This window comes from Pseudomonas sp. ML2-2023-3, assembly GCF_037055275.1.
Lineage (GTDB): Bacteria > Pseudomonadota > Gammaproteobacteria > Pseudomonadales > Pseudomonadaceae > Aquipseudomonas.
In genome coordinates this window covers 2,130,961-2,151,647 of sequence record NZ_CP146343.1, presented here as the reverse complement: position 1 = coordinate 2,151,647, position 20,687 = coordinate 2,130,961, and the positions used below count along the sequence as shown (strand labels likewise).

The following is a 20,687-nucleotide window of genomic DNA, read 5'->3' as shown; positions in this document are numbered from 1 at the left end:
CGCCCGGCTGACTGACGGCTACAGCTCGATCCGCTCGACCTTGCCCACCAGCAAGATGTAGGACAACGCCCCCAGCAGCGCCAGCACCGAAATATAGGTGATTGCCGGGGCAAACGAGTCGCCGGTGGCCAAAAAGCCGATCACGATGGGCGTGGTAATCGCCGACAGGTTACCGATCAAATTGAACACCCCGCCGGTAAGCCCCAGCAGCCGCGCCGGTGCCAGTGTCGACACCAGGGACCAGGTAATCGACGCCAGCCCGTTGCCAAAAAACGCCAGCGCCAGAAACGCAATCACCAGCGGCGTCGAGTCGACAAAGTTGGCGCCAATGATCGAGGTCGAAATCAGCAACCCGCCAATGATCGGCAGCTTGCGGGCAAAGCCCACCGAGTAACCGCGACGAATCAACCAGTCAGAAAAGAACCCGGAACACAGCACGCCCACAAACGCCGCCAGAAACGGCAACGAAGCCAGCAAACCGGACTTGATAAAGTCCATGCCGCGGTATTTCACCAAGTAGGTGGGGAACCATGTCAGGAAAAACCACAGCGTCGAATTCAGGCAGAACTGCCCCAGATAAATGCCCCACAGTTTACGTTTGGTGAGCACGATCCCCAGGTCCAGCCAACTGAACGCCGCCTTGCGTTTGGCGGTCTGGCTCTGGATATCCACCAGCCCGCCCCCCTCGGCGATCAAATCGATTTCAGCCTGATTGACGCCCTTGAAGTCCCGGGGTTCGCGGTACACCGCGTACCAGATAGCGGCCCAGGCAATCCCCACCGCACCGGTGCTGACAAATACCATATGCCAGCCCCAGTGATGCTGCAGCCAGGCCAGTACCGGCGTCAGAAACGCCAGACCGACAAACTGCCCTGAGGTGTAAAAACCTATGGCCGTAGCGCGCTCGCGCTCCGGGAACCAGGTGGTCACCACCCGGCTGTTGATCGGGTACGCCGGGGCTTCCAGGGCACCCACCGCCATGCGCAAGACGAACAGGGCGATAAAGCTCGCGGCAAAGCCGAGCATCACCGTGGCCACCGACCACAGCAGCAAGGCAACGCTGTAGAGAATACGCGGCGGCACCCGATCCACCAGCCAGCCGCCGGGGATTTGCATGGCGGCGTAAGTCCAGCCGAAAGCCGAAAAAATCAGCCCCACATGCACCGGGTCCAGCCCCAGGTCGGTAGTAAGTGCGGGGGCGGCAATCGACAGGTTGCTGCGGTCCAGGTAGTTGATCACCACGGTGATGAACAACAGCACCATGATGAAAAAACGCTTGCGGCTAGGCGCCACTAAAATCGCGGGCGCGACAGTGCTTGCAGATGACATGGGCATGCCTCTTTCTTATGTTTATTGAGGTCGTGGGGGCAGAACCTGTAGTCGCTGCCGCAGGCTGCGAAGGGGCCATCGGTGCTTGCGATATAACGTGTTGCTACGCAACCCTTCGCAGCCTTCGGCAGCGACTACATGAGTGGCATTACCACTCGGCAAAGCTGCCATCGGCATGGCGCCAGATCGGGTTGCGCCAGCGGTGGCCGATCAACGCACGTTCCTGCACGTACTCTTCGTTGATCTCGATACCCAGGCCCGGACCGTTGGGGATTTTTACAAAGCCTTTGTCGTAATCGAATACCGCCGGGTCTTTGACGTAGTCCAGCAGGTCGTTGCTTTCGTTGTAGTGGATGCCCAGGCTTTGCTCCTGGATAAAGGCGTTGTAGCAGACCGCATCCAGTTGCAAGCAGGCCGCCAGTGCAATCGGCCCCAGGGGGCAGTGCAAGGCCAGGGCCACGTCATAGGCTTCGGCCATGTTGGCGATTTTGCGGGTTTCGGTGATCCCGCCCGCATGGGACGCATCCGGCTGGATGATGTCGACATAACCTTCGCTGAGCACCCGCTTGAAATCCCAGCGTGAAAACAGCCGCTCGCCCAGGGCAATCGGTGTGCTGGTCAGCGGCGCCAGCTCTTTAAGCGCCTCGTAGTTTTCGCTCAGTACCGGTTCTTCGATAAACATCAGTTTGTACGCGTCCAGCTCCTTCATCAGGATCTTGGCCATCGGCTTGTGGACACGACCATGGAAATCCACCCCAATGCCGACATTGGGGCCCACCGCATCACGCACCGCCGCCACGTTGGCCAGCGCCAGATCGACCTTTTCAAAGCTGTCGACAAACTGCAGCTCTTCGGTGCCGTTCATTTTTATCGCGGTAAAACCCCGGCTCACGGCCTCTTTGGCTGCCCTGGCCGTGTCGGCCGGACGGTCGCCGCCGATCCACGAATAGACCCGGATCTTGTCCCGCACCTGGCCACCCAGCAAATCGCTGACCGACACCCCCAGCGCCTTGCCCTTGATATCCCACAGTGCCTGGTCGATACCGGCCAGGGCGCTCATGTGTACCGCCCCGCCACGGTAAAAACCGCCGCGATAAAGCACGGTCCAGATGTCTTCGATATTGCGCGGGTCCTTGCCGATCAAGTAGTCCGACAGTTCATCCACCGCAGTGGCCACGGTGTGGGCGCGGCCTTCGACCACGGGTTCACCCCAGCCGGTCACGCCTTCATCGGTTTCGATCTTCAGGAACAACCAGCGCGGCGGAACCAGATAGGTGGTGAGTTTGGTGATTTTCATCGTGTTGTCTCTCTTGTTCGATGGGGCGCCACAGCGCCAGTCAGTTGGCCTGACGCCGGGCATTCCAGGCGTGCACGTAGGCTTTGGCGTTAACCGCCACTTGATCCGGGCTCATCCCGGGCTTGAACAGGCCGGAGCCTAAACCGAACCCGGATACCCCGGCATCGACAAACACCTGCATGTTGTCCGGGGTTATGCCCCCAACCGGGATCAGCAGCGTACCGGCGGGCAACACGGCCAGCCAGGCCTTGACCACGGCCGGGCCCATTTGCTCGGCCGGGAACATCTTCAGCACATCGGCACCTTCGGCCAGCGCAGCAAAGGCTTCGGTGGGCGTGGCGACACCCGGCGACAGGTACAAGCCCGCTGCCTTGGCCGCACGCAGCACGGAGGGGTCGCTGTGGGGCATGACAATCACCTGCCCCCCCGCCGCTTTCACCTGCTCGACCTGTTGCGCCGTCAACACCGTGCCCGCGCCGACCAGGCAGTCGGCAGGCAAGGTGCTGCGCAAGATACGGATGCTTTCATAGGGCTGGGGAGAATTAAGCGGTACTTCCAGGGTACGAAAGCCCTCGTCATACAGCACTTTGCCGATAGCTTGCGCCTCGTGTGGACGCAAACCGCGAAGAATCGCGATCAGTCCGTTTTTTGCCAGTGCTTGCTTGAGCATCTCAGGCCTCCAGATCAGTGTGTTGGAGCAACCCGGCCGCCTGGGCCAGGTGCCATAAACCTTGCTCGGTAGCCTGTTCTGCCAGGCTCACATCGGCGAATCCGCAGGCACCCAGTGCACGCCGGTAGCGCTCACAGAGTTGCGTATTGCCAATCAGAATGATCGCTGGCAGCGGTTTCCCGCCCCGGCGTCGGCGTAACACATTGCCCAGCGCGGCCAGCTCATGGCCAATCAGCAGACCGGACACATAGTCAGGCTGCTGCACGGGGCTTAGCTGCCCGGTAAGGCTCAGGGTACGTGCGCTGAACAGCGTCGACAGCGGGCCACGCTCGCCGTCCGGGGACAGCGCCACCTCTACGCCACGGGCAAATGCAGCGGCGTCAAACTGCGCAGCAGGCTGCTGGGTACGGCCCAGAATCGTGTGCTCGCAGACGGCGGCATACAACTCGCCAGTCATGAAGGTATCGAAATGCACCAGACGGCCGTCCTGCACCTGCACCCATTTGGAGTGGCTGCCTGGCAGGCCGATCAAGCATTCGTTGAGATGAGGATGGGTGTGCAGGACGCCCAGTACCTGGGTTTCTTCGCCGCGCATGACGTTGGGCAGGGTTGAACGCTGGATCACGCCCGGCACGATATGGACATCAACTCCCCGCACGCTGCGTACCGTCTGCAAGGCTGTGCTCAAGTCCGCGAGGCTGGCAGGTGTCTCGCGGTAAGCCGCCTCAATCCAGCCCTGGGCGCTACCGACCATGCCGCAGGCAATGACCGGGATGCCGGGGTTGGCTTGCAGCCAGTCGGCACATGCCTCATCGAACGCCAGCTCAAAGCCGTCGGTACACCAGTGACCTGCAATCAACCGGGCGGTATCCGGCAACTGCATGATCCCGCAAGCCAGCGAGCGCATTTTCAGCACCTGCCCGGCGGGGCCGAGTAAATAAGCACGAAGGGAGGTCGTACCCCAATCGAGCGCGATCAATTGCGCCTGCATCGCTTCACCTGTTTTGTTTTTAGCAGTGAATGCTGTGAGTCCGTGCAGGAGACTATAAACCGCCAGCGCTACAAATCTCAATATATAAATATGCATCTCATATATAGGGATTTAATACGCTTTAAACTCTGTAACTGCTGCCGCAAGCTGCGATGGGGTTGGTGCGCCACTGCGACGATCGCAGCCTGCGGCAGCGACTACAGAAACAGGGCCAGGACTCAGCGTTGCTTCAGGCGATCGATCACCACAGCCAGTAGCAGGATCGAGCCGCGAATCACGTACTGGTAAAACGTGTCGATGTTCTTCAGGTTCATCGCATTTTCGATAATGGCCAGAATCAGTACGCCAGCTATCACGTGGCGAATCATCCCCACCCCACCGCTCAGCGATACACCGCCCAGCACGCAGGCCGAGATCACGGTCAACTCGAAGCCCTGGCCGATCATCGGCTGGCCAGAGGTCATGCGAGAGGCAAGGATGACACCGGCCAGCGCACCTACCAGCCCGTGTACGGCAAAGATGATGATTTTGTTGCGATCAACATTGACCCCCGCCAGCAGGGCCGCTTCCGGGTTGCCGCCAATGGCCATGGTGTTGCGCCCATAGGTGGTGTAGTTGAGCAGCCAGCCGAAAAACACAAAGCACACAAGGGTGATCAGGATCGGCACCGGTACACCGAACCACTGGCCGTTGCCAAAGACAAAGAACGATTCCTGGGACACCCCCACCGCCTTGCCGTTGGCAAAGATGTAGGCCAGACCACGCACAATCTGCATGGTCGCCAACGTGGTGATCAACGCGTTGACCCGCAGCTTGGCGATGACTATTCCGTTGATCAGGCCAACGATCAGGCCCATGCCCAACGCAGCGCTGACACCCAGAAAGACGCTGTCTGTGTCACGCATGACCACCGCCGCCACGACGCCGGAGCAGGCGATTACCGAACCCACGGACAAGTCGAAATGACCCGACGCCAGGCAATAAAGCATGGTGCAGGCGGCAATCCCGGTGGTGGAAATCGCCAGCCCCAGGCCCCGCATGTTCAGCGGCGACAAAAAGTTGTCGATCAGCAAGGTACAGAGCAGGAAGATTGCCAGCGCCGCCAGCAACATCACCCAGTCGTCGAGGAAGCGACGCACGTCCAGGGGCTTACGCGCAGGCGGCAGTGATGTGTTTTGAATTGTCATGTAAACCTCTCAAGGGATCACGCCTTCAACCGCGCTGGCGGGGCAAGGCCATCTGCAACAGGTTGGATTCATTGGCCCGGTCGCGAGGCAGTTCGCCGCACACCGCGCCTTCACACAGCACCAGAATGCGATCGCTGATGCCCAGCACCTCCATCAGGTCGCTGGACACCACGATGACCGCAATACCACTGGCCGCCAGGGTGTGGATGATCTGGTAGATCTCGGCCTTGGCGCCGATATCGATGCCTCGCGTCGGCTCGTCGAGCAGCAGCACCTTCATGGGCATCGACAACCAGCGCCCGAGAATGGCCTTTTGCTGATTGCCGCCGGACAGGTACATGATTTTCTGCGCCGCGCTCGGGGTCTTCACTTTCAGCGCCTTGATCTGCTTGTCGGCATTGGCGCGCTCCCACTTGCCACGCAGCAGCAAACCCAGGATCGAATGAGCGCCACGGGCACTGATATTGATGTTCTCGGCGACGCTGGCGAGGGGGATGATGCCTTCCTTCTTGCGGTCCTCCGGGCACAGCAAGACCCCGGCACCGATCGCATCACGGGGCGAGCGCAGCGTCAGTTCGGCCCCCTGCAATTCAAGGCGACCGGCGCTGTTGCGGGCCAGCCCGCCGAGCAGGCGCAACAGTTCGGTACGCCCCGCCCCCACCAGCCCGAACAGGCCCAGTATTTCGCCCTGGCGCACTTCGAAACTCACCGGCTCACGCAGGCCCGGACCGAGCAACCCCTGGACTTTGAGCGCGACCGCGCCGTGCTCGCGAGGTCGATAGTCATAAATATCCTGAATATCGCGACCGACCATGCACGTCACCAACTGGTCGTGGGTCAGGTCACTCATCTGCTCGAAGGTGCGCACGTAGCGGCCGTCCTTGAACACCGTGACCGCATTGCAGATACGGAACACTTCCTCCATCCGGTGCGAGACGTAGAGCACCACTTTTCCTTCGTCACGCAGGCGGGCAATGATTGCCATCAACCGATCGATTTCGCGGGCCGAAAGGCTGCTGGTGGGTTCATCGAAGGCAATCACGTGGGCGCCACGGGACAGCGCCTTGGCGATTTCCACCAATTGGCGCTGACCCAGTGACAGACGTGCAATTTTCTCCTGCGGATCGATTTCATCCGCCAGGCCCTTGAGCAAATCCAGGGCCTGCTGACGCAGCAAGCGGCGGTTAATCAAGCCAAAACGCGCAGGCAAATGCCCCAGAAACAGGTTCTCGGCCACGGTCATTTCAGGTACCAGATGCAACTCCTGATGGATGACCGCGACCCCGCTGGCAATGCTTTCAGCAGTGGACTTGAAGGTCAGCGCCTGCTCACCGATTTGCAAATGTCCGCTGCTGGGCTGATAGGCGCCACCGAGAATCTTCAATAGGGTTGATTTACCGGCGCCGTTCTCACCCATCAATGCATGAACCTGCCCCGGGTGAGCGACGAAACTGATATTGGCCAGCGCCTGAACACCGGGAAACTGCTTGCCGATGCCGTTGAAGCGCAGGCTAGCGGCGCCACTCCCCGGCGCGTTCAATTCCACAGACCGATCTTGGTCAGTTCTTCCTTGAAGTTGTCACGGGTAATCAGCGTTACCTCATCCATCGCGGTGTACAGCGGCGGTTCTTTACCCTCGGTGATCCACTCAAACATCATGGTCGCCGTCTTGTAGCCTTCAATATGCGGGCTGGGGAGCATGGAGCCGAAAAAGCCACTGTTGGCCTTTTTCAGTTCACCAATGGCGTCGGTGCCATTGATGCCGATGCCGATCACATTGGCGGGCGCAAACCCGGCACTTTCCGTGGCACGCACTCCGCCGAGTACAGTGCTGTCGTTCATCCCGCCAATGATCAGGTTCTTCGCGCCGCCGGGCAGTTTGACCAGCGCCGAGTTGGTGGCGTCCATGCTGCCGGGCACGTCGAGGGTTTTAAGCGCGGAGTACAAAATGTGATCGTCTGGCAAGCCCGCATCCTTCAAGGATTTGACTGAGCCATCCGTGCGCTTTTTAGCCGTATCCAGCTCGTTGAAGGTGTTGATCACCGCATAGGTGTCTTTCCAGTCCCAATTGCGATTTTTCGCTTCAGTGACCATCGCACTGCCCTGTTTCTGGCCCACCTCGAACGCCGCCATGCCCAGGTACGGCACCTCTTCCATAAACTTGCCGCTGGCGTCGACAAAGCGGTCATCCACGGCGATCACTTTCAAGCCGTTAAGCTTGGCCTTGGCCATGATGGCAGGGCCAAGGCCCACATCCGGCGGACAAATCACAAAACCCTGGGCGCCGTTGGCCGCCAGGCTATCGATGGCTGACAGGGTCTTCTCGCCGTCCGGCACGGCGATTTTGATCAGGGTAAAGCCTTTATCCTGGGCGGCTTTTTCAGCGAAGGCCCATTCGGTCTGGAACCAGGGTTCCTCCGCCTGCTTCACCAAAAAGCCGATCTTCACCGGGTCGCCCGCCTGCAGCCCACTGCTGAGGCTGAAGGCGGTAGCGGCCAGGGCCGCACAACACAGAGAACGGATACCGTGACGACGTTTCATGGCTGACTCCTTGTTTTTATTTTTAACGGTCTGCAGAACCTGTTGTGTCCGGGCAAGCGATCAATCGTGGTACATCACTGAGCGCCCGCCATCGAGGGTGATGCACGAGGCATTGATAAACGGTGCTTCATCGCTGGCCAGGAACACGGCAGTCATTGCCACCTCAAGCGGCTGGCCGATGCGCCGCGGCGGGTGCAGGTCGAGTGCACGCTGACGCTCGGCATGGGGGTCGGCGAAACCGTTCCAGTAATCGACGTTGAGCTGCGTCTCGATGTACCCCGGCGCGATGGCGTTCACCCGGATGCCCTTGGGTGCGTATTCGATGCCCAGGGCACGGGTCAGGCCCAGCAGGCCGTGCTTGGCCACCGGGTACGGGAAACAACCTGGAATGATGTGGCTCGAATGGGTTGAAGCAATGTTGATGATGCTGCCGATGCCTTGCTTGATCATCTGCGGCAAAACCGCCTTGCAGCCGTACCAGGCGCCATCCAGATCGATGGCGAAACAGCGGCGCCAGTCTTCTTCGGTCATTTCCAGAGGGTCGCGAAACACGTTGACCCCGGCGCAATTGATCAGCACATCGACCCGACCGTGCAGTTGCAACGCCAGTGCGGCCTGGGCATGCAGGTCTGCCTGGCAAGACACATCGGCTCTGATTGCCCGCACATCCGCGCCTTGCTCACGCCAATGGGCGGCAACTTTCTCCACCTTTTCGGCCTGGATATCGCTGATGACCATTTTCGCCTGTTGCGCCACGAAGCTGGCCACGATGGCTTCCCCAATACCTTGGGCGGCGCCAGTCAACAGTACGACCTTGTTCTTCAGGCGCTCACCACGGGGTGGTTCGGCTACGGGTGGCAATGCAAGAGGTTCAGCCATTGATCAAGACTCCTGGACACGACAAAAACCGGGCATCTGTCGATGACCGGTTAAAAAGCATGGGGGATTGGGCGTGACGTGCAGACGCGCTAGTGCGCAGGAGCACCCTGGGATAGTTCGGCATCACTTCACCTGTTTTGTTTTTTTAAGTGTGAGTGCGTAGAGCTGAGGCCGACTATAAACCCAGGGTTAATTAAATCTCAATATATAATTTAACATCCCATATTGTGGGAGATTAGTGTTCGCGGGATGGCCTAGGCAGGCCCGATCGGGAAAAACTCCCCGCCACTCCACACGCCCAGCCAGTTCCGCCCATCGATCTTGCGCTCCACCGCCAGCTCTACCAGCTGGTAGAACACATTGCGGTGGATCAGGGCTTCAAGATTGCGCCGCACATGCACATAAGGCGCGGGCTCCTGGGTCTGGGGGTCGATGACGAAACGCAGCGGATGCTCGGAGCCGGCATTGATCGACTCGTCGACATGGGTGGTAAAACGCAGGACTTGCTGCTCGCCCTGCCCCTCCACGTCCAAAGTCACCGCGACAAAAGGCGCGTCATCGACTTTGATGCCGACTTTTTCTACCGGGGTAATCAGAAAGTAATCATCGCCGTCGCGGCGAATGATCGTCGAGAAGAGCTTGACCATGGGCTTGCGGCCAATGGGCGTGCCCATGTAGTACCAGGTGCCATCGCGGGCAATACGCATGTCGATATCGCCGCAAAAGGCGGTATCCCACAAGTGAACGGGCGGCAGGCCTTTGTCGGCCCTGGGAATTTGCGCCAACAGGTTGCTGACGTCTACCGGCTCGCTCATGTTGCTCTCCTCGACTTATTGATCGCTCAAGCCTATCAAGCTGCGAGCGTACTTGGCGAGCGGCGGTCCGATCAGGTCTGCGGGCTTGTTGTCATGGAACGTCAGCAAACCGCCGCGGCTGCGAATAGTGGCGGTATCGATCAAATACTGGGTACTGGTCTCGATCAGCATCACCTGGATCACGCCACTGTCGATCCCCAGTCGGCTGATCTCTTCCTGGTCGAGCCATTCGTCGCTGTTGCCGATGCGGTCATAGGCCCGGGCAAAACGGGTGAACAGCAAGTAGTGAGCGCCATACCCCCTGGCTTCGGTCATTGCCTGATCGAGCCCGAGCGGCTCTTTGGCACGGCGCACCATGGGAAAGTATTCGACAAAACCGTTGAAAGCCTCTTCGGCCACCACATTGGGGCGCACGTACGGATCGCCGACAGGGGCAAATGGCCCTTGGGCGATGTAGATAAAGGAGTCTGGCTGAATGCGCAGCGAGTTGCTGCGCCGGGTGTTGCTGTGATCGAGCATGCCTGCGTCACTCAGCTGATAACGCGCGCCCTCACCCAGATCGCTGAGCTTCATGCAGCCGCCGAGCGCCAATAAAGCCAGCCAAACAATCAGACCACGCATCCCGTTCTCCCGATGCCGGTGACAAAAAACCGGCGAATAGTCCCGTAATGCAGATTGCGCGCCAGTTTTAGCAGGTCACTGTTTGGCTGTGAGAACGGGCTTTAGCCGCCGATGATCTTCATCACCGTGGCACCACCGGAGAAAGCCACGTCCTGTTTGTCACCCAGGGCTTTCATCAGCAGGCCTTGCAGCGCAGGCAGCGCCTGGTGGCGAGGCTTGTTGAGCAGATCACCCACATAGTGGCGATTGCTCGACGACAGGCAACCATGCAGCCATCCCGTGGAAGACAGTCGCAGCCGTGAGCACGTACGGCAAAACGGCACGCTCTCGTTGGCGATCACCCCGAAATAACCATGATCCGGGATCTGGTAGCGCACCGCCGTGGCATCGATTGGCGCATCGGCCTGCAAGTATTCGTAGCGTTCGCCAATCAGCGACAACAGCTGTTGCAAGCTGACGAACTGCTGCAGGAAGGCATTGCTGTCACTGGCCAGGTGGCCCATGCGCATCAGCTCGATAAAACGCAGTTCATAACCGCGCTCAAGGCAGTACTCCAGCAGCGGCATCACCTGATCCAGGTTCTGTCCGCGCAAGGGCACCATATTGACCTTGATCTTGATCCCCGCTTCCCGGGCCCGCTGCATGCCATCGAGCACGGTCGGCAGATCACCGCCACGGGCAATGCTGCGAAACGCTTCTGGATCAAGGGTGTCGAGAGAGACATTGAGACGCCGGATGCCCGCATCCAGCAGCAACGGCAACTTGCGTGCAAGCAATTGGCCGTTAGTGGTCAGGCTGATGTCGCTCAAGCCCAACTGCCCGACTTCACGCATAAAGGTTTCAAGCTTGGGGCTGACCAGCGGTTCGCCGCCGGTAATGCGCAAGCGCTCGATGCCAGCAGCCTCAATCAGATAAGCCACCCCGCGCACCATCGCTTCGGCCGACAGCTCATCCTGCGCGGCAACCAACCGCTTGCCGTTAGGCACACAGTAGGTGCAGGCATAGTTGCAAGCGGAGGTCAGACTGATACGCAAGTTGCGAAAACGTCTGCCTTGGCGATCAACGATCATGGATGACTCCGGCGCGGGGGAAATGGGCCGCCGCAAAACCTGACTCATAAATCAGGTTTTGGCAAGACCCAAGCCTGATTATAAGCCTCAAGGCCATAAGCCATGAAGGCAAATACTGGCCGGGGTTACTCTACAGCCGGGGTATCAGTGTCACGCTTGCGCTTGTTGCCCATGCGTACGCCAATGTCCATCAGGAACTGAAAGAAGCCTTCCTGATCTTCCAGCACATTGCTCCAGAACGGCGAGTGATACAGCGCCACAGCGCCGTGCACCAGAGCCCACGCTGCGCAGTAATGGAAGTATGGCGGTACGTCTTCGAGCTTGCCTTCACTGATACGACCCTTGATCAGCAGGGTCAGGCGCTCAAAGTTCGAGGCGCGGATCTTGTGCAGCTCTTCGACCAGTTCTGGCACCTGGTTGCCCTTCACCACCTTTTCTTCAAGGCGATCAAACAACCGGTAGCGCTGCGGATCACGCATGCGAAACTCAAAGTAGGCACGGGACAGCGCCTCTTTGTCTTTATCCACGTCGGCGGAATGCAGCAGCTCATTCAAATCGCGCTCGTAGTCGAGCATCAGGCGCAGGTAGATCTCGGCCTTGGACTTGAAGTGCTTGTAGATCGTGCCTTTGCCGATACCCACGGCATCAGCAATCATCTCGACGGTGACACTGTCTTCACCCAGGTCGAGGAACAGCTTGAGCGCGGTATCGAGAATTTCTTGCTCGCGGCGACGAAACTCACGGACCTTACGGGGTTCTTTGTGCATAAGAAAAGGTCTGTTCGGGTCAAAATCGAAGCGGAGTATTATGCATTAGTCACACTAAATTGCACGGATCATCCTGCATATCGATGTGTTCAAACGATTTACCCGCGGCTCGCAGAGCACTCAAGCGAAGCTCGGGTATTCCAAATCTGTTTAAAAAACGATCAATCCTGGCTGGACGTTCGACAAAGCTGGCCAATACTTAACGTGTCGGCGTGACATCCCCCCCAAAGTGTCTCGCCGATTTAGGCAGCAACGGAATGTGTGCCTTTGTTTTACTCCTAATGGTCTTAACCCGAATTCCCCAGAGTTCGGGTTTTTTTTGCCTGCCCGTTTACTTTAAAAACTGTGGGAGCGGGCTTGCTCGCGATGCTGGCGCTGCGGCCTGAATGGATGCGCGCGGTGATGCTATCGCGAGCAGGCCGCTCCCACGTCAGATTGACTGTGCAACCCGAGCCAGCGGAAACAGGCGCTTGAAGTTTTCGGTGGTTTGCTCTGCAAAGCGCTCGTAAGACTCACCGCGCAACATGGCCAGAAAATCGGCGACTTCACGCACGTACTGCGGCAGGTTAGGTTTGCCGCGATAGGGAATCGGGGCGAGGTAAGGCGAATCGGTCTCGACCAGCAGGCGATCTGCAGGCACCTGACGGGCCACATCGCGCAGGGCATCGGCATTGCGAAAGGTCACAATCCCCGACAGCGAGATGTAGTAACCCATGTCCAGCGCCGCCTTGGCCATGTCCCAGTCTTCAGTGAAGCAGTGCAACACGCCAGCCTGGGGCAATGCCGCCTCACGCAGCAAGTTCAGGGTATCGGCGCGGGCGCCACGGGTATGAATAACCACCGGTTTGCCGGTCTGTTGCGCCGCTTCCAGATGCACCCGGAACGACAATTGCTGCAACTCGGCGGCTTCAGGCTCGTAGTGGTAGTCCAGACCGGTTTCACCGATCGCCACCACCCTGGGGTGATTCAGCTCGCTCAACAGCCAGTCCAGCGCTGGCGCCGCTCCCGGCTGTACGTCCAGGGGGTGGACGCCCACCGAGCAATCCACATCGGCATACCGATCGGTCAGGGCTTTGACATCGGCCGCGTTGTCGGCGCTTACGCCGATACACAGAAAATGCCCGACACCGCGTTGACGCGCGGCCTCCAGAGCCGCGTCCAGCGAGCCGTCATGGGCGCTCAGATCAAGACGATCGAGATGACAATGAGAGTCAACCAACATACAAAAATCACCTGCTTATCAATTCAATCAAATCAGCGCTGGCCGGGCAGGCTTGCCCACTGCACCAGTAACGCCTCGACCAACAGATCACGGTTAAGGTTGGCCTTGCTCAAGACCTTCTGGCGCTGGGCAAGAATCCAGTCCTGAATGTTCAGAACCTTGTCCTGCGGGGTTTTCTGCGCCAGGTATTGCAGCACTTTGCGCATATCTTCCAACCCGAGCCCGGCTTCGTCCTGGGTCAGTTGATAGCGCAGGATCAGGTTCGACCAGTCGCAAAACCAGTCAAACAGCAACTGCAGCGGGATGGCTTTCCAGCTTTCCGCCAGTTGACTGGCCGACAGCTCGCGCTTGAGCACCTTCTTGACGCCCTCCACCACCGCTGCCCGTTGTTCGCGAACACCCTGGGCCTGCAACTTGACGGCTCCCAGAGGCGATCCGGCGGCAAGGGTCAATAACTCGACCCGTTCAGCTTCGCCAGTATCAGGCAGGGCCTTGGCCAGCCATTCAAGGCTCAATGCCTGGCTCGGCAACGGACAAGCCTGCTGCACGCAGCGACTGCGGATGGTCGGCAACAGTCGACTGGACTGATGGCTGACCAGCAGCAGGATGGTGTTGCCGGAGGGTTCTTCAAGGCTTTTGAGCAAGGCGTTGGCGGCGTTGATATTCATCGACTCTACCGGCTCGACCAGTACCACCTTGCGCCCGCCCAACTGGGCGGTCTGCACCACAAAACTGACCAGATCGCGCACCTGGTCGACCTTGATTGCCTTGTCAGCTTCTTCAGGCTCAAGAATGTAATGATCGGGGTGACTTCCCGCCGCCAGCAACGAGCAGGATTTGCATGTACCGCAGGCTTCAAGCCCGACCGGCTGCTTGCACAGCAGGCTGGCCATCAGTCGTTCGGCCAGAGCCCGCTTGCCGATGCCCGCCGGCCCGTGCAGCAAATAGGCGTGGGCATGCTGCGCGCGCCCTGCCATTTGCTGCCACAGGCTGTCTTGCCACGGATAGGCCTCAGCCACGGTGCAAGCCCAGCAATTCTGGCAACAAGGCGTCCAGTTGCCCTTGAACCTGTTCGAGCGTCTGCGCGGCATCGATCAGGCGATAACGCGCAGGCTCTGCCTTGGCGCGTTCAAGGTAGGTGCTGCGCACCGCATCGAAGAACGTGCGACCTTCCTGCTCGAAGCGGTCAAGTCGACCCCGGGCACTGGCCCGGGCCATGCCGACTTCAATCGGCAGATCAAACACCAGGGTCAGATCAGGACGCAATGGACCCTGGACAAAGGTCTCTAGAGTCGCGATGCGTTCAAAGGACAACCCCCGACCGCCGCCCTGATACGCATAAGTGGCATCGGTAAAGCGATCACACAGCACCACCGCACCCCGGACCAACGCCGGGCGAATGACTTCGGCCAGATGCTGGGCGCGGGCTGCAAAGACCAGCAACAGCTCGGTGTCGGCACACATCGCGTCATCGCTGGGCGTGAGCAGCAGCTCGCGGATACGCTCGGCCAGCGGCGTGCCGCCGGGTTCGCGGGTCAGTACCACGTCGATACCTTCGGCGCGCAAGCGCTCTGCCAGGTACTCACGGTTGGTGCTTTTTCCTGTTCCAAATATTTTCTTTGGAAGAGACGTAAACCAAACGTCAATCCCAAATAAAATCACGAAAAATTTCATTGAACCGATAATTTTCAATGAGTTAGATAATCCTGAAAATAGTGAAAAAACACCAGAAATGCCACTAGCGTCAACTAAGCCCTGAAAGGGTCACTTTTGGCCCCCAAATGTAAACCAAACCGGCTATTTGAAAGCAAGAAGCGTCGAATCCGACGTCCTTCGGCGCCAAAAATGTAAACCAAACGAGGTAAGGCCGTGATTGTATAGGGTCTTTTCCTCCCTGTCTGGATGAGATAAACGACAGCAACGGAGCACCTCGTTGACAAAATTTCGCCTCTTCCAACCGGACGAACGGTTGAAGGGCTGGGGTAGTCAGACGTTGCCCATTTTGACCCGCCAAAAGGTTATTCGGCAGCGGGTCAGAATCAATGAGTATACCTTTAACATACTGATATTCCGTCGGAAACCACTCATATCTTGCCCTTTCACCTTGACTAAGTACCTCCTGTTGACTTCATTGACTATTACCACTCAGGAGAAAAGCCGACATGACGCTTTCACACCTGTTTCACCTCGAGAGCACTCCTGAAGTACTCGACAAGAGTCTCCACTGCGTTGTGTTCAGCACGCTGCAGTGGAAAACCCCTAATCTTGATGTGATGGCGCAGGCAGGAAAGCAGCGCTTCGCCGTCTTGTACAACCAACCTTTAGAGCACAGCTTCGTTATAGAGGCCCTTGAGCAAGCGCACATCCAAGGCGCTATGTCTGGGGTAAAGGTGGTAGCCGCTCACAAAAACCTGCTCTATCTGTTTTTGAGCGACGATGTGGCAGGCAAAACCTTCCCTACCATTGAGTCCTTGTGGGAACCCATCAAGGAACTGGATCTCAATCAGCGATTGGAAGTAGATTTCGCGAGCGAAAATGAAGTGTATTCAGGCCGCTCCGATTACTCGTTTCAGTCGGCCGTTAAAGAAGTCCTTGAATCGAATACTTTGGGGATTGAGCCATACCAGATACCTGTTCTCCATGACTGTTCAGAAGAGATACTCTACGGAGATGATCTGGAGTCTCACTCACTTCATGTGGATATCCGCCAGTCCTCTACCTCCCAGCCCGCAGCTCCCGATCAGTTCAGCTCGATGGCCTTGGCATCTGTAGCTTCCATGATGGGGCATACCAATCATCGGATAACTGAATGTTACTTCCGCCCATTTAATGAAAAGCCGGACGCTTAACGAGTAACCGGGCTTTTCCCTAAGAATTCAAATCTAGGTGGACAACCAGGTGACCGGAAATCAGCTTCCTATCTCGGGGAGGGGCAGCGCTGTTGGGCGTGTCCGTGTACAGCTTCTATGCCTGGATTAAACACTACACCAAGCCTCAGGAGCAGCTCACTCAAGAAGGAGGGGCAGAGTGCTGAGCTTCGTCGCCTAGCGATAACGCAGCTTATTTTCAGCTGATCTCGCCCTCATTTTCTTCATCATCCTCATCGTCGGGCTCATCTGTAATTCGATAAAAACCGCTCCAGGGCCGGCCGCAAAAGTTTGGCAAGTCGTCGGGACGCCAAGAGTTGAGCACACTGAAATAGCTGCAGGCCACACCATGTTTCAGCTGTAGTTGCTCACAGAGGACTTTGACGATCTCCTGGCGCTCTCGTAGATCCCGCCGACGATCTAGCTCATCTAAGGTACCGATATATCGCCCCAGCTTATTGACCAGCACTCGGCCAGCCTTGATGAGAGCTCGAACGTATGGGTGGGTATTGTCTTCAAAGTAAACCCAGCAGCCACCGCGTTCACGTGTCACGGTTTTCAAGGTACATAACTCAAGTTCAGATATTCGAGCCGAGAAGTCCTGAAGAGCTTCGACAGCAGCTTCATCGGAGACGACCATGCAGGATTTGAAGTCAAAGTAGGCTGCCTGAACCGCAGATTGCTTGCCGACCTCAGAGAGCCCCTCCAAAGCCGTTGGCAAACGCTCGCAGACCAGAAGGTGATCAAAGTGGCTTTCCGATAATATTTGCTGGTCGATGAGGGACAAGATGTCATATTGGAGCCTGCGGGCGTCCGCTTGAGTGGCTACGACTATCCCGATCCCTGACCACCTCTTCTGCGTGAGTTCGAATCCTGGCAGCTTATCCCCGAGGCAGCCGTTATCTTCCATCTTAGCTATCGCGCGGTGATAATTCCGGGTGTATGGCCATCGCCACTCCGAGGGCATTGCCTGGTCGTTAAACATATCCAACTGACAGACGACGTAGCGATACTCATTCCGGAGGACGTCTTCCGGAGTCACAGCAACTACAGGATTGCTCTTCTGTAAGAATGCTCGCAGGTCGCCTCCTTGCACTACCTGCTCTGCTCCCGCTCGCTCCGCTGAGCACGTGGGAAAGGTGATCGCATACTGAGTGACGGCCTTGTTGACTCCTTCTACACCTTCTCGTACCGCAATCAGATCGGCAACGCTAAAGTTTGAGAAGCAAACGGCTGGCTGAGCCCCATGGATCGTCTCTTGTCCGTCCCTGATGCCAAAAGTGGCCCAAATATGATGAAAGCGTATGGCGACCCTGAGAAGGAAACGTGCAGGCCAATCCTCAGCCCAGCAATTTGTGGAAAAAAGTTCTGGTATGAATCGCGGACACGAATTGCTAGACAAATCAACATCTCGAAAATAATGAGCAATTCGAGGGGCTTGACGGGCATCGTTTTGATCTGGCATCTCACTCTCCAATTATTCAAAAGCAAACCTGCCCGCCCCTATGAGAAAAGGTTTATTAAGGCCTAACCACAGAGGCACTACCGACAACAAAAAAGCTAGTCCAAGCCCGCAATCAGGGCAAGTTTTTTTACAAAAAAAAACAATTTTTCTCTTTAAAATCAATGATTAGCTATATATTGACACGGCAATCGGAGTTCAAAAAACAAAAATTCATGAAGCTTAATAACTCACCAAAAATCAATAAATCATCAAAAAAATACAATCAACGACAAAACACAAAATGATTCGAATCAATATAAACCCCCACTTAAAACATCATTCTAAATATTATTAAAAGAATAATAAAACTCAGATTCTTAATCTTATGATTTTCCATATGTATCAATAGCCAATCCCGCAAACATGCAAATATGCCTGCCACCATGCCCATTAGGAGGCCACCCTTCGTGCCGCTGGCTCACCTCTGCCAGACGATGACTTATGTGCCCTGCATGATCGCTATGGCAGCTGTGCAGGAATCTGATGAATGAAGCATGTCCGACTAATCCGGCACGGAGAAAGTGACGCTAATGTTGGTACAGACAACCTGGATCACGCGATCATTCCTTTCACATGTAGCTTGGCTGACCTCCTGAAGCAGCCAGATGTCATTCATCGTCGATAGCGGATGTGGAGAGAAAACAGCGGGGCTCCTCGAGAACCGATTTTCTAGACAGGTGCAATTGCTGTGCTAGCGTTGATTGATCGGTTCCTGGATCGTGCGGTCGGTTCGCAAAGGTGGGTTGCCACAGGTTGATTTAACTTTTTGCTTAGCATGCCTATTCGACAATCGTCAGAGGGCAGCCGACACCCTGACATGGAGAATGTCATGCGTGTACCCATCTATAGCGCCGATCTTGTCGACAAGCGCGGCTTCAAACGTATCGCAAAAAAACTACAGAAAAATTGGCCCAGTGGCACTCCTATAAGTCTTGCCTCTGCCCAAGCAATCCTGTCACGGGGCTTAGGCTATCGCGACGTCCATGATATCCAGCAGTCGGCTGAAGCAGACGGTTCAAAGGCTCCCCAGCCCACCCATAATGATGTTCGGGATGGCATCAGCACATCTATTTTTGCATTTTGCCAGGCGAGCAAAATCATCGGTATTGAGGAGACCGTTCTCGACCGCTTGGTGAAATTACTTCCCCTTCAAGAGCTACGTGCATTCCAAGACTTCAACCATGGGCACCAGGCTGATTCCTCAGCACCGACTGTGCTCGCTCTCCCTTTAGATGCTGCACCAGAGTGTTCAGACCCATCAAATGAAACCAGCATTGACCATGCTTGTCAGCCAACTGACGTAGGTTTGAAACGTAGGCATTCAGTTCCAGCCTCATACCTAATTGATGAGAAAGGCCTGAAGGCTCTGTGGGAGGTGGTGCAGTGCAGAGGTAGTCTTCGGGATCAAAGCTGTATTGCCATGTTGCTGCAGGGACTACGTCCTCATGATCTCATGCCTGCCAAGCCGCAGGACTTCTCGTACGTCGACTCGGGAGTCCTAATGCGCGTGCATTACGCTAAATCCCGCTCAAAAGAAGGTTTTGCCCTTTTACCCGGTAGCTTTGGACGCGTGGTAGGCAGGTATATCCAGGAAGCAGGCCTTTCAGTGAATGACTTTCTGTTTCCATCCGAAACAGACGCAAGGGTTCCCATGAGTTCGCAGCAGATGAGCAGAATCATCGGTTCCTATCTGCGTGTAGCGTTAAATGATCCTGCACAAAGATCTATACACAGGATCCGGCAATCGGTGATCGTCCACATCATGAAGGCGAGTTCATCATCGGTGTCGGATATATCGGTGTCGGACATAATGGGATATTCCTCACCTAAAACGACGCTTGATTACATATCGGGTTTGAGGAAGAAACCAAAGAAATAGGATTTTGTAGGCTCGTCCGAGCTTCATTAGCATGAAGCTCGGCAGCTAGGCTAGGCATTTATCAAATCACATCCCACGCCGATACCTTGGGAGTCATTGCTCAGCTTTGGCATTCATCCCTCCTACTTTTCACCCGCCGCCCCACGACGTGACTAAGCCATATCTTCCTCGGCCTGAAAGACCGCGACGAGCTTCTGAGTGTAGTCGTCCAGGGTGAAAGAACATACCATCTCTAATCCTTCACTTCAGCAGACTCTTGATTGGTGTTTGGTTTTGCGAGATATAACGAGCAGTTGCTCATTAGGTTGGGTCGGTTTGACCGATGACAGCACCATACTACCGTCTCTGATCAGTGCCCCCGACCTCATTCAAACCGACTCAGTCGGGCCCGTCGTCCCGAAGCAGCGACTTTTAGAAAAATGCAACACACACCGCCCACTGCTGAGCCGGCCTCCCCGCAAAGGCGAGCGCATTGCACTGTCATAAATTGTCTCAGCTCAAACCTGCCTCGGTTTTGAAATCGTCTAGTTTAGCCGGTAGTTCTAGACCACCAATGTCATGCACGGAAAGCAACCATGCACGAAAGATTCAGAGTGATCGAAACCACCACGCTGGACGATGGCAGCAAGCGATACAGGGTCGTTGATCTTGTAGAAGGAGGCTCAGCCAGCAAGCATGGTGTCTTCAAAGCTTGGACAGTGAATCGCTCCGGCTTTTCTAGACACTCTCCAAGCTGCATTTCTCAAGTGTAATCCTTTCTAGTGAAGCGTTATGAAGTCAGCACCAGCCGCTAAAAGCTGATAATCGGTTACTGTCTGGACTAGCGAATCAGCCAATATTTTCAGTTGATCAATTTCCTCTTGTGGGCGGCCTAAAGTTTTAGCCTCACGATAAAGACGCAGAGCTTCTAAGGCCTCTAAGATCAACGGCTCGCCAGCCTCAGTCATTCCCAGAATTGTCCTCTTCATCAATACCCGCCCTCTCAGTAGTCAAATCAGTATAGCGGTTGCCCACTGACAGTCAGCCTCGACCCAGAGCTGTCGCTGGC

At 56.6% G+C, this 20,687-nt stretch carries 19 protein-coding genes; 2 read left to right on the top strand and 17 right to left on the bottom strand.

The window, feature by feature from the left end:
* Positions 1–18: 18 nt before the first annotated feature.
* From V6P94_RS10005 to tmk, 15 genes are all read right to left on the bottom strand, one after another.
* The gene (locus V6P94_RS10005) at positions 19–1,329 is read right to left on the bottom strand and encodes an MFS transporter (RefSeq protein ID WP_133075634.1); all 1,311 of its coding nucleotides are present in this window, start codon (positions 1,327–1,329) and stop codon (positions 19–21) included.
* A gap of 148 nt (positions 1,330–1,477) precedes the next feature.
* Positions 1,478–2,626, bottom strand: a complete 1,149-nt coding sequence (gene dgoD / locus V6P94_RS10000) for a galactonate dehydratase (protein WP_019827958.1) — start codon at positions 2,624–2,626, stop codon at positions 1,478–1,480.
* A 40-nt stretch (positions 2,627–2,666) separates the two neighbouring features.
* Positions 2,667–3,296: a 2-dehydro-3-deoxy-6-phosphogalactonate aldolase gene (locus tag V6P94_RS09995; protein ID WP_133075635.1), complete on the bottom strand. Its 630-nt coding sequence runs from the start codon at positions 3,294–3,296 to the stop codon at positions 2,667–2,669.
* A 1-nt stretch (position 3,297) separates the two neighbouring features.
* Complete coding sequence (locus V6P94_RS09990) at positions 3,298–4,287, bottom strand: 2-dehydro-3-deoxygalactonokinase (protein ID WP_326398304.1); 990 nt, start codon at positions 4,285–4,287, stop codon at positions 3,298–3,300.
* Between the two features lie 218 nt (positions 4,288–4,505).
* The gene (gene araH, locus V6P94_RS09985) at positions 4,506–5,474 is read right to left on the bottom strand and encodes an L-arabinose ABC transporter permease AraH (RefSeq protein ID WP_133075637.1); all 969 of its coding nucleotides are present in this window, start codon (positions 5,472–5,474) and stop codon (positions 4,506–4,508) included.
* 25 nt (positions 5,475–5,499) lie between these two features.
* Positions 5,500–7,020: an L-arabinose ABC transporter ATP-binding protein AraG gene (araG, locus tag V6P94_RS09980; RefSeq protein ID WP_133075638.1), complete on the bottom strand. Its 1,521-nt coding sequence runs from the start codon at positions 7,018–7,020 to the stop codon at positions 5,500–5,502.
* Entirely contained in the window at positions 7,011–8,015 is a 1,005-nt protein-coding gene (locus V6P94_RS09975) for a substrate-binding domain-containing protein (RefSeq protein WP_133075639.1), read from the bottom strand. Before V6P94_RS09975 ends, araG begins: the two co-directional genes overlap by 10 nt.
* A gap of 60 nt (positions 8,016–8,075) precedes the next feature.
* The gene (locus V6P94_RS09970; protein ID WP_133075640.1) at positions 8,076–8,894 is read right to left on the bottom strand and encodes an SDR family oxidoreductase; all 819 of its coding nucleotides are present in this window, start codon (positions 8,892–8,894) and stop codon (positions 8,076–8,078) included.
* A 254-nt stretch (positions 8,895–9,148) separates the two neighbouring features.
* A complete protein-coding gene (locus tag V6P94_RS09965) occupies positions 9,149–9,709 on the bottom strand; it encodes a DUF1285 domain-containing protein (RefSeq protein ID WP_133075641.1) in 561 nt (186 codons plus the stop codon).
* 15 nt (positions 9,710–9,724) lie between these two features.
* Positions 9,725–10,330: a DUF4823 domain-containing protein gene (locus V6P94_RS09960; protein ID WP_338649301.1), complete on the bottom strand. Its 606-nt coding sequence runs from the start codon at positions 10,328–10,330 to the stop codon at positions 9,725–9,727.
* Between the two features lie 101 nt (positions 10,331–10,431).
* Positions 10,432–11,400 (bottom strand): GTP 3',8-cyclase MoaA, encoded by a 969-nt coding sequence (locus V6P94_RS09955; RefSeq protein ID WP_133075643.1) that lies wholly within the window; start codon positions 11,398–11,400, stop codon positions 10,432–10,434.
* 125 nt (positions 11,401–11,525) lie between these two features.
* A complete protein-coding gene (locus tag V6P94_RS09950; protein WP_019827947.1) occupies positions 11,526–12,167 on the bottom strand; it encodes a TetR/AcrR family transcriptional regulator in 642 nt (213 codons plus the stop codon).
* Positions 12,168–12,597: 430 nt separating this feature from the next.
* Positions 12,598–13,389: a TatD family hydrolase gene (locus tag V6P94_RS09945; RefSeq protein ID WP_133075644.1), complete on the bottom strand. Its 792-nt coding sequence runs from the start codon at positions 13,387–13,389 to the stop codon at positions 12,598–12,600.
* Positions 13,390–13,421: 32 nt separating this feature from the next.
* The gene (locus V6P94_RS09940; RefSeq protein WP_133075645.1) at positions 13,422–14,408 is read right to left on the bottom strand and encodes a DNA polymerase III subunit delta'; all 987 of its coding nucleotides are present in this window, start codon (positions 14,406–14,408) and stop codon (positions 13,422–13,424) included.
* Positions 14,401–15,003, bottom strand: coding sequence for a dTMP kinase (gene tmk, locus V6P94_RS09935; protein ID WP_133075971.1), 603 nt, complete (start codon positions 15,001–15,003; stop codon positions 14,401–14,403). Before tmk ends, V6P94_RS09940 begins: the two co-directional genes overlap by 8 nt.
* A 548-nt stretch (positions 15,004–15,551) precedes the next feature.
* Here tmk and V6P94_RS09930 point away from each other — a divergent pair.
* A complete protein-coding gene (locus V6P94_RS09930) occupies positions 15,552–16,238 on the top strand; it encodes a hypothetical protein (protein ID WP_106117498.1) in 687 nt (228 codons plus the stop codon).
* A gap of 217 nt (positions 16,239–16,455) precedes the next feature.
* Here the strand turns inward: V6P94_RS09930 and V6P94_RS09925 are convergent, their stop codons facing one another.
* Positions 16,456–17,721, bottom strand: coding sequence for a DUF4427 domain-containing protein (locus tag V6P94_RS09925; protein WP_338649300.1), 1,266 nt, complete (start codon positions 17,719–17,721; stop codon positions 16,456–16,458).
* Between the two features lie 868 nt (positions 17,722–18,589).
* On the opposite strand from V6P94_RS09925, the gene V6P94_RS09915 reads away from it, so the two are divergent.
* Positions 18,590–19,639 (top strand): hypothetical protein, encoded by a 1,050-nt coding sequence (locus V6P94_RS09915; RefSeq protein ID WP_322151182.1) that lies wholly within the window; start codon positions 18,590–18,592, stop codon positions 19,637–19,639.
* Positions 19,640–20,397: 758 nt separating this feature from the next.
* Here V6P94_RS09915 and V6P94_RS09910 read toward each other — a convergent pair.
* Positions 20,398–20,607, bottom strand: a complete 210-nt coding sequence (locus V6P94_RS09910) for a hypothetical protein (protein ID WP_048350899.1) — start codon at positions 20,605–20,607, stop codon at positions 20,398–20,400.
* Positions 20,608–20,687 lie beyond the last annotated feature (80 nt).

Excerpts from the sequence above, each read along its gene's own strand:
- dgoD (WP_019827958.1), bottom strand. The coding sequence starts at position 2,626 with ATGAAAATCACCAAACTCACCACCTATCTGGTTCCGCCGCGCTGGTTG.
- V6P94_RS09925 (WP_338649300.1), bottom strand. The coding sequence starts at position 17,721 with ATGCCAGATCAAAACGATGCCCGTCAAGCCCCTCGAATTGCTCATTAT.
- V6P94_RS09955 (WP_133075643.1), bottom strand. The coding sequence starts at position 11,400 with ATGATCGTTGATCGCCAAGGCAGACGTTTTCGCAACTTGCGTATCAGT.
- V6P94_RS09975 (WP_133075639.1), bottom strand. The coding sequence starts at position 8,015 with ATGAAACGTCGTCACGGTATCCGTTCTCTGTGTTGTGCGGCCCTGGCC.
- V6P94_RS09960 (WP_338649301.1), bottom strand. The coding sequence starts at position 10,330 with ATGCGTGGTCTGATTGTTTGGCTGGCTTTATTGGCGCTCGGCGGCTGC.
- araH (WP_133075637.1), bottom strand. The coding sequence starts at position 5,474 with ATGACAATTCAAAACACATCACTGCCGCCTGCGCGTAAGCCCCTGGAC.
- V6P94_RS09930 (WP_106117498.1), top strand. The coding sequence starts at position 15,552 with ATGACGCTTTCACACCTGTTTCACCTCGAGAGCACTCCTGAAGTACTC.
- V6P94_RS10005 (WP_133075634.1), bottom strand. The coding sequence starts at position 1,329 with ATGTCATCTGCAAGCACTGTCGCGCCCGCGATTTTAGTGGCGCCTAGC.
- V6P94_RS09970 (WP_133075640.1), bottom strand. The coding sequence starts at position 8,894 with ATGGCTGAACCTCTTGCATTGCCACCCGTAGCCGAACCACCCCGTGGT.
- V6P94_RS09945 (WP_133075644.1), bottom strand. The coding sequence starts at position 13,389 with ATGTTGGTTGACTCTCATTGTCATCTCGATCGTCTTGATCTGAGCGCC.
- V6P94_RS09990 (WP_326398304.1), bottom strand. The coding sequence starts at position 4,287 with ATGCAGGCGCAATTGATCGCGCTCGATTGGGGTACGACCTCCCTTCGT.
- V6P94_RS09915 (WP_322151182.1), top strand. The coding sequence starts at position 18,590 with ATGCGTGTACCCATCTATAGCGCCGATCTTGTCGACAAGCGCGGCTTC.
- V6P94_RS09995 (WP_133075635.1), bottom strand. The coding sequence starts at position 3,296 with ATGCTCAAGCAAGCACTGGCAAAAAACGGACTGATCGCGATTCTTCGC.
- V6P94_RS09910 (WP_048350899.1), bottom strand. The coding sequence starts at position 20,607 with ATGAAGAGGACAATTCTGGGAATGACTGAGGCTGGCGAGCCGTTGATC.
- V6P94_RS09965 (WP_133075641.1), bottom strand. The coding sequence starts at position 9,709 with ATGAGCGAGCCGGTAGACGTCAGCAACCTGTTGGCGCAAATTCCCAGG.
- V6P94_RS09950 (WP_019827947.1), bottom strand. The coding sequence starts at position 12,167 with ATGCACAAAGAACCCCGTAAGGTCCGTGAGTTTCGTCGCCGCGAGCAA.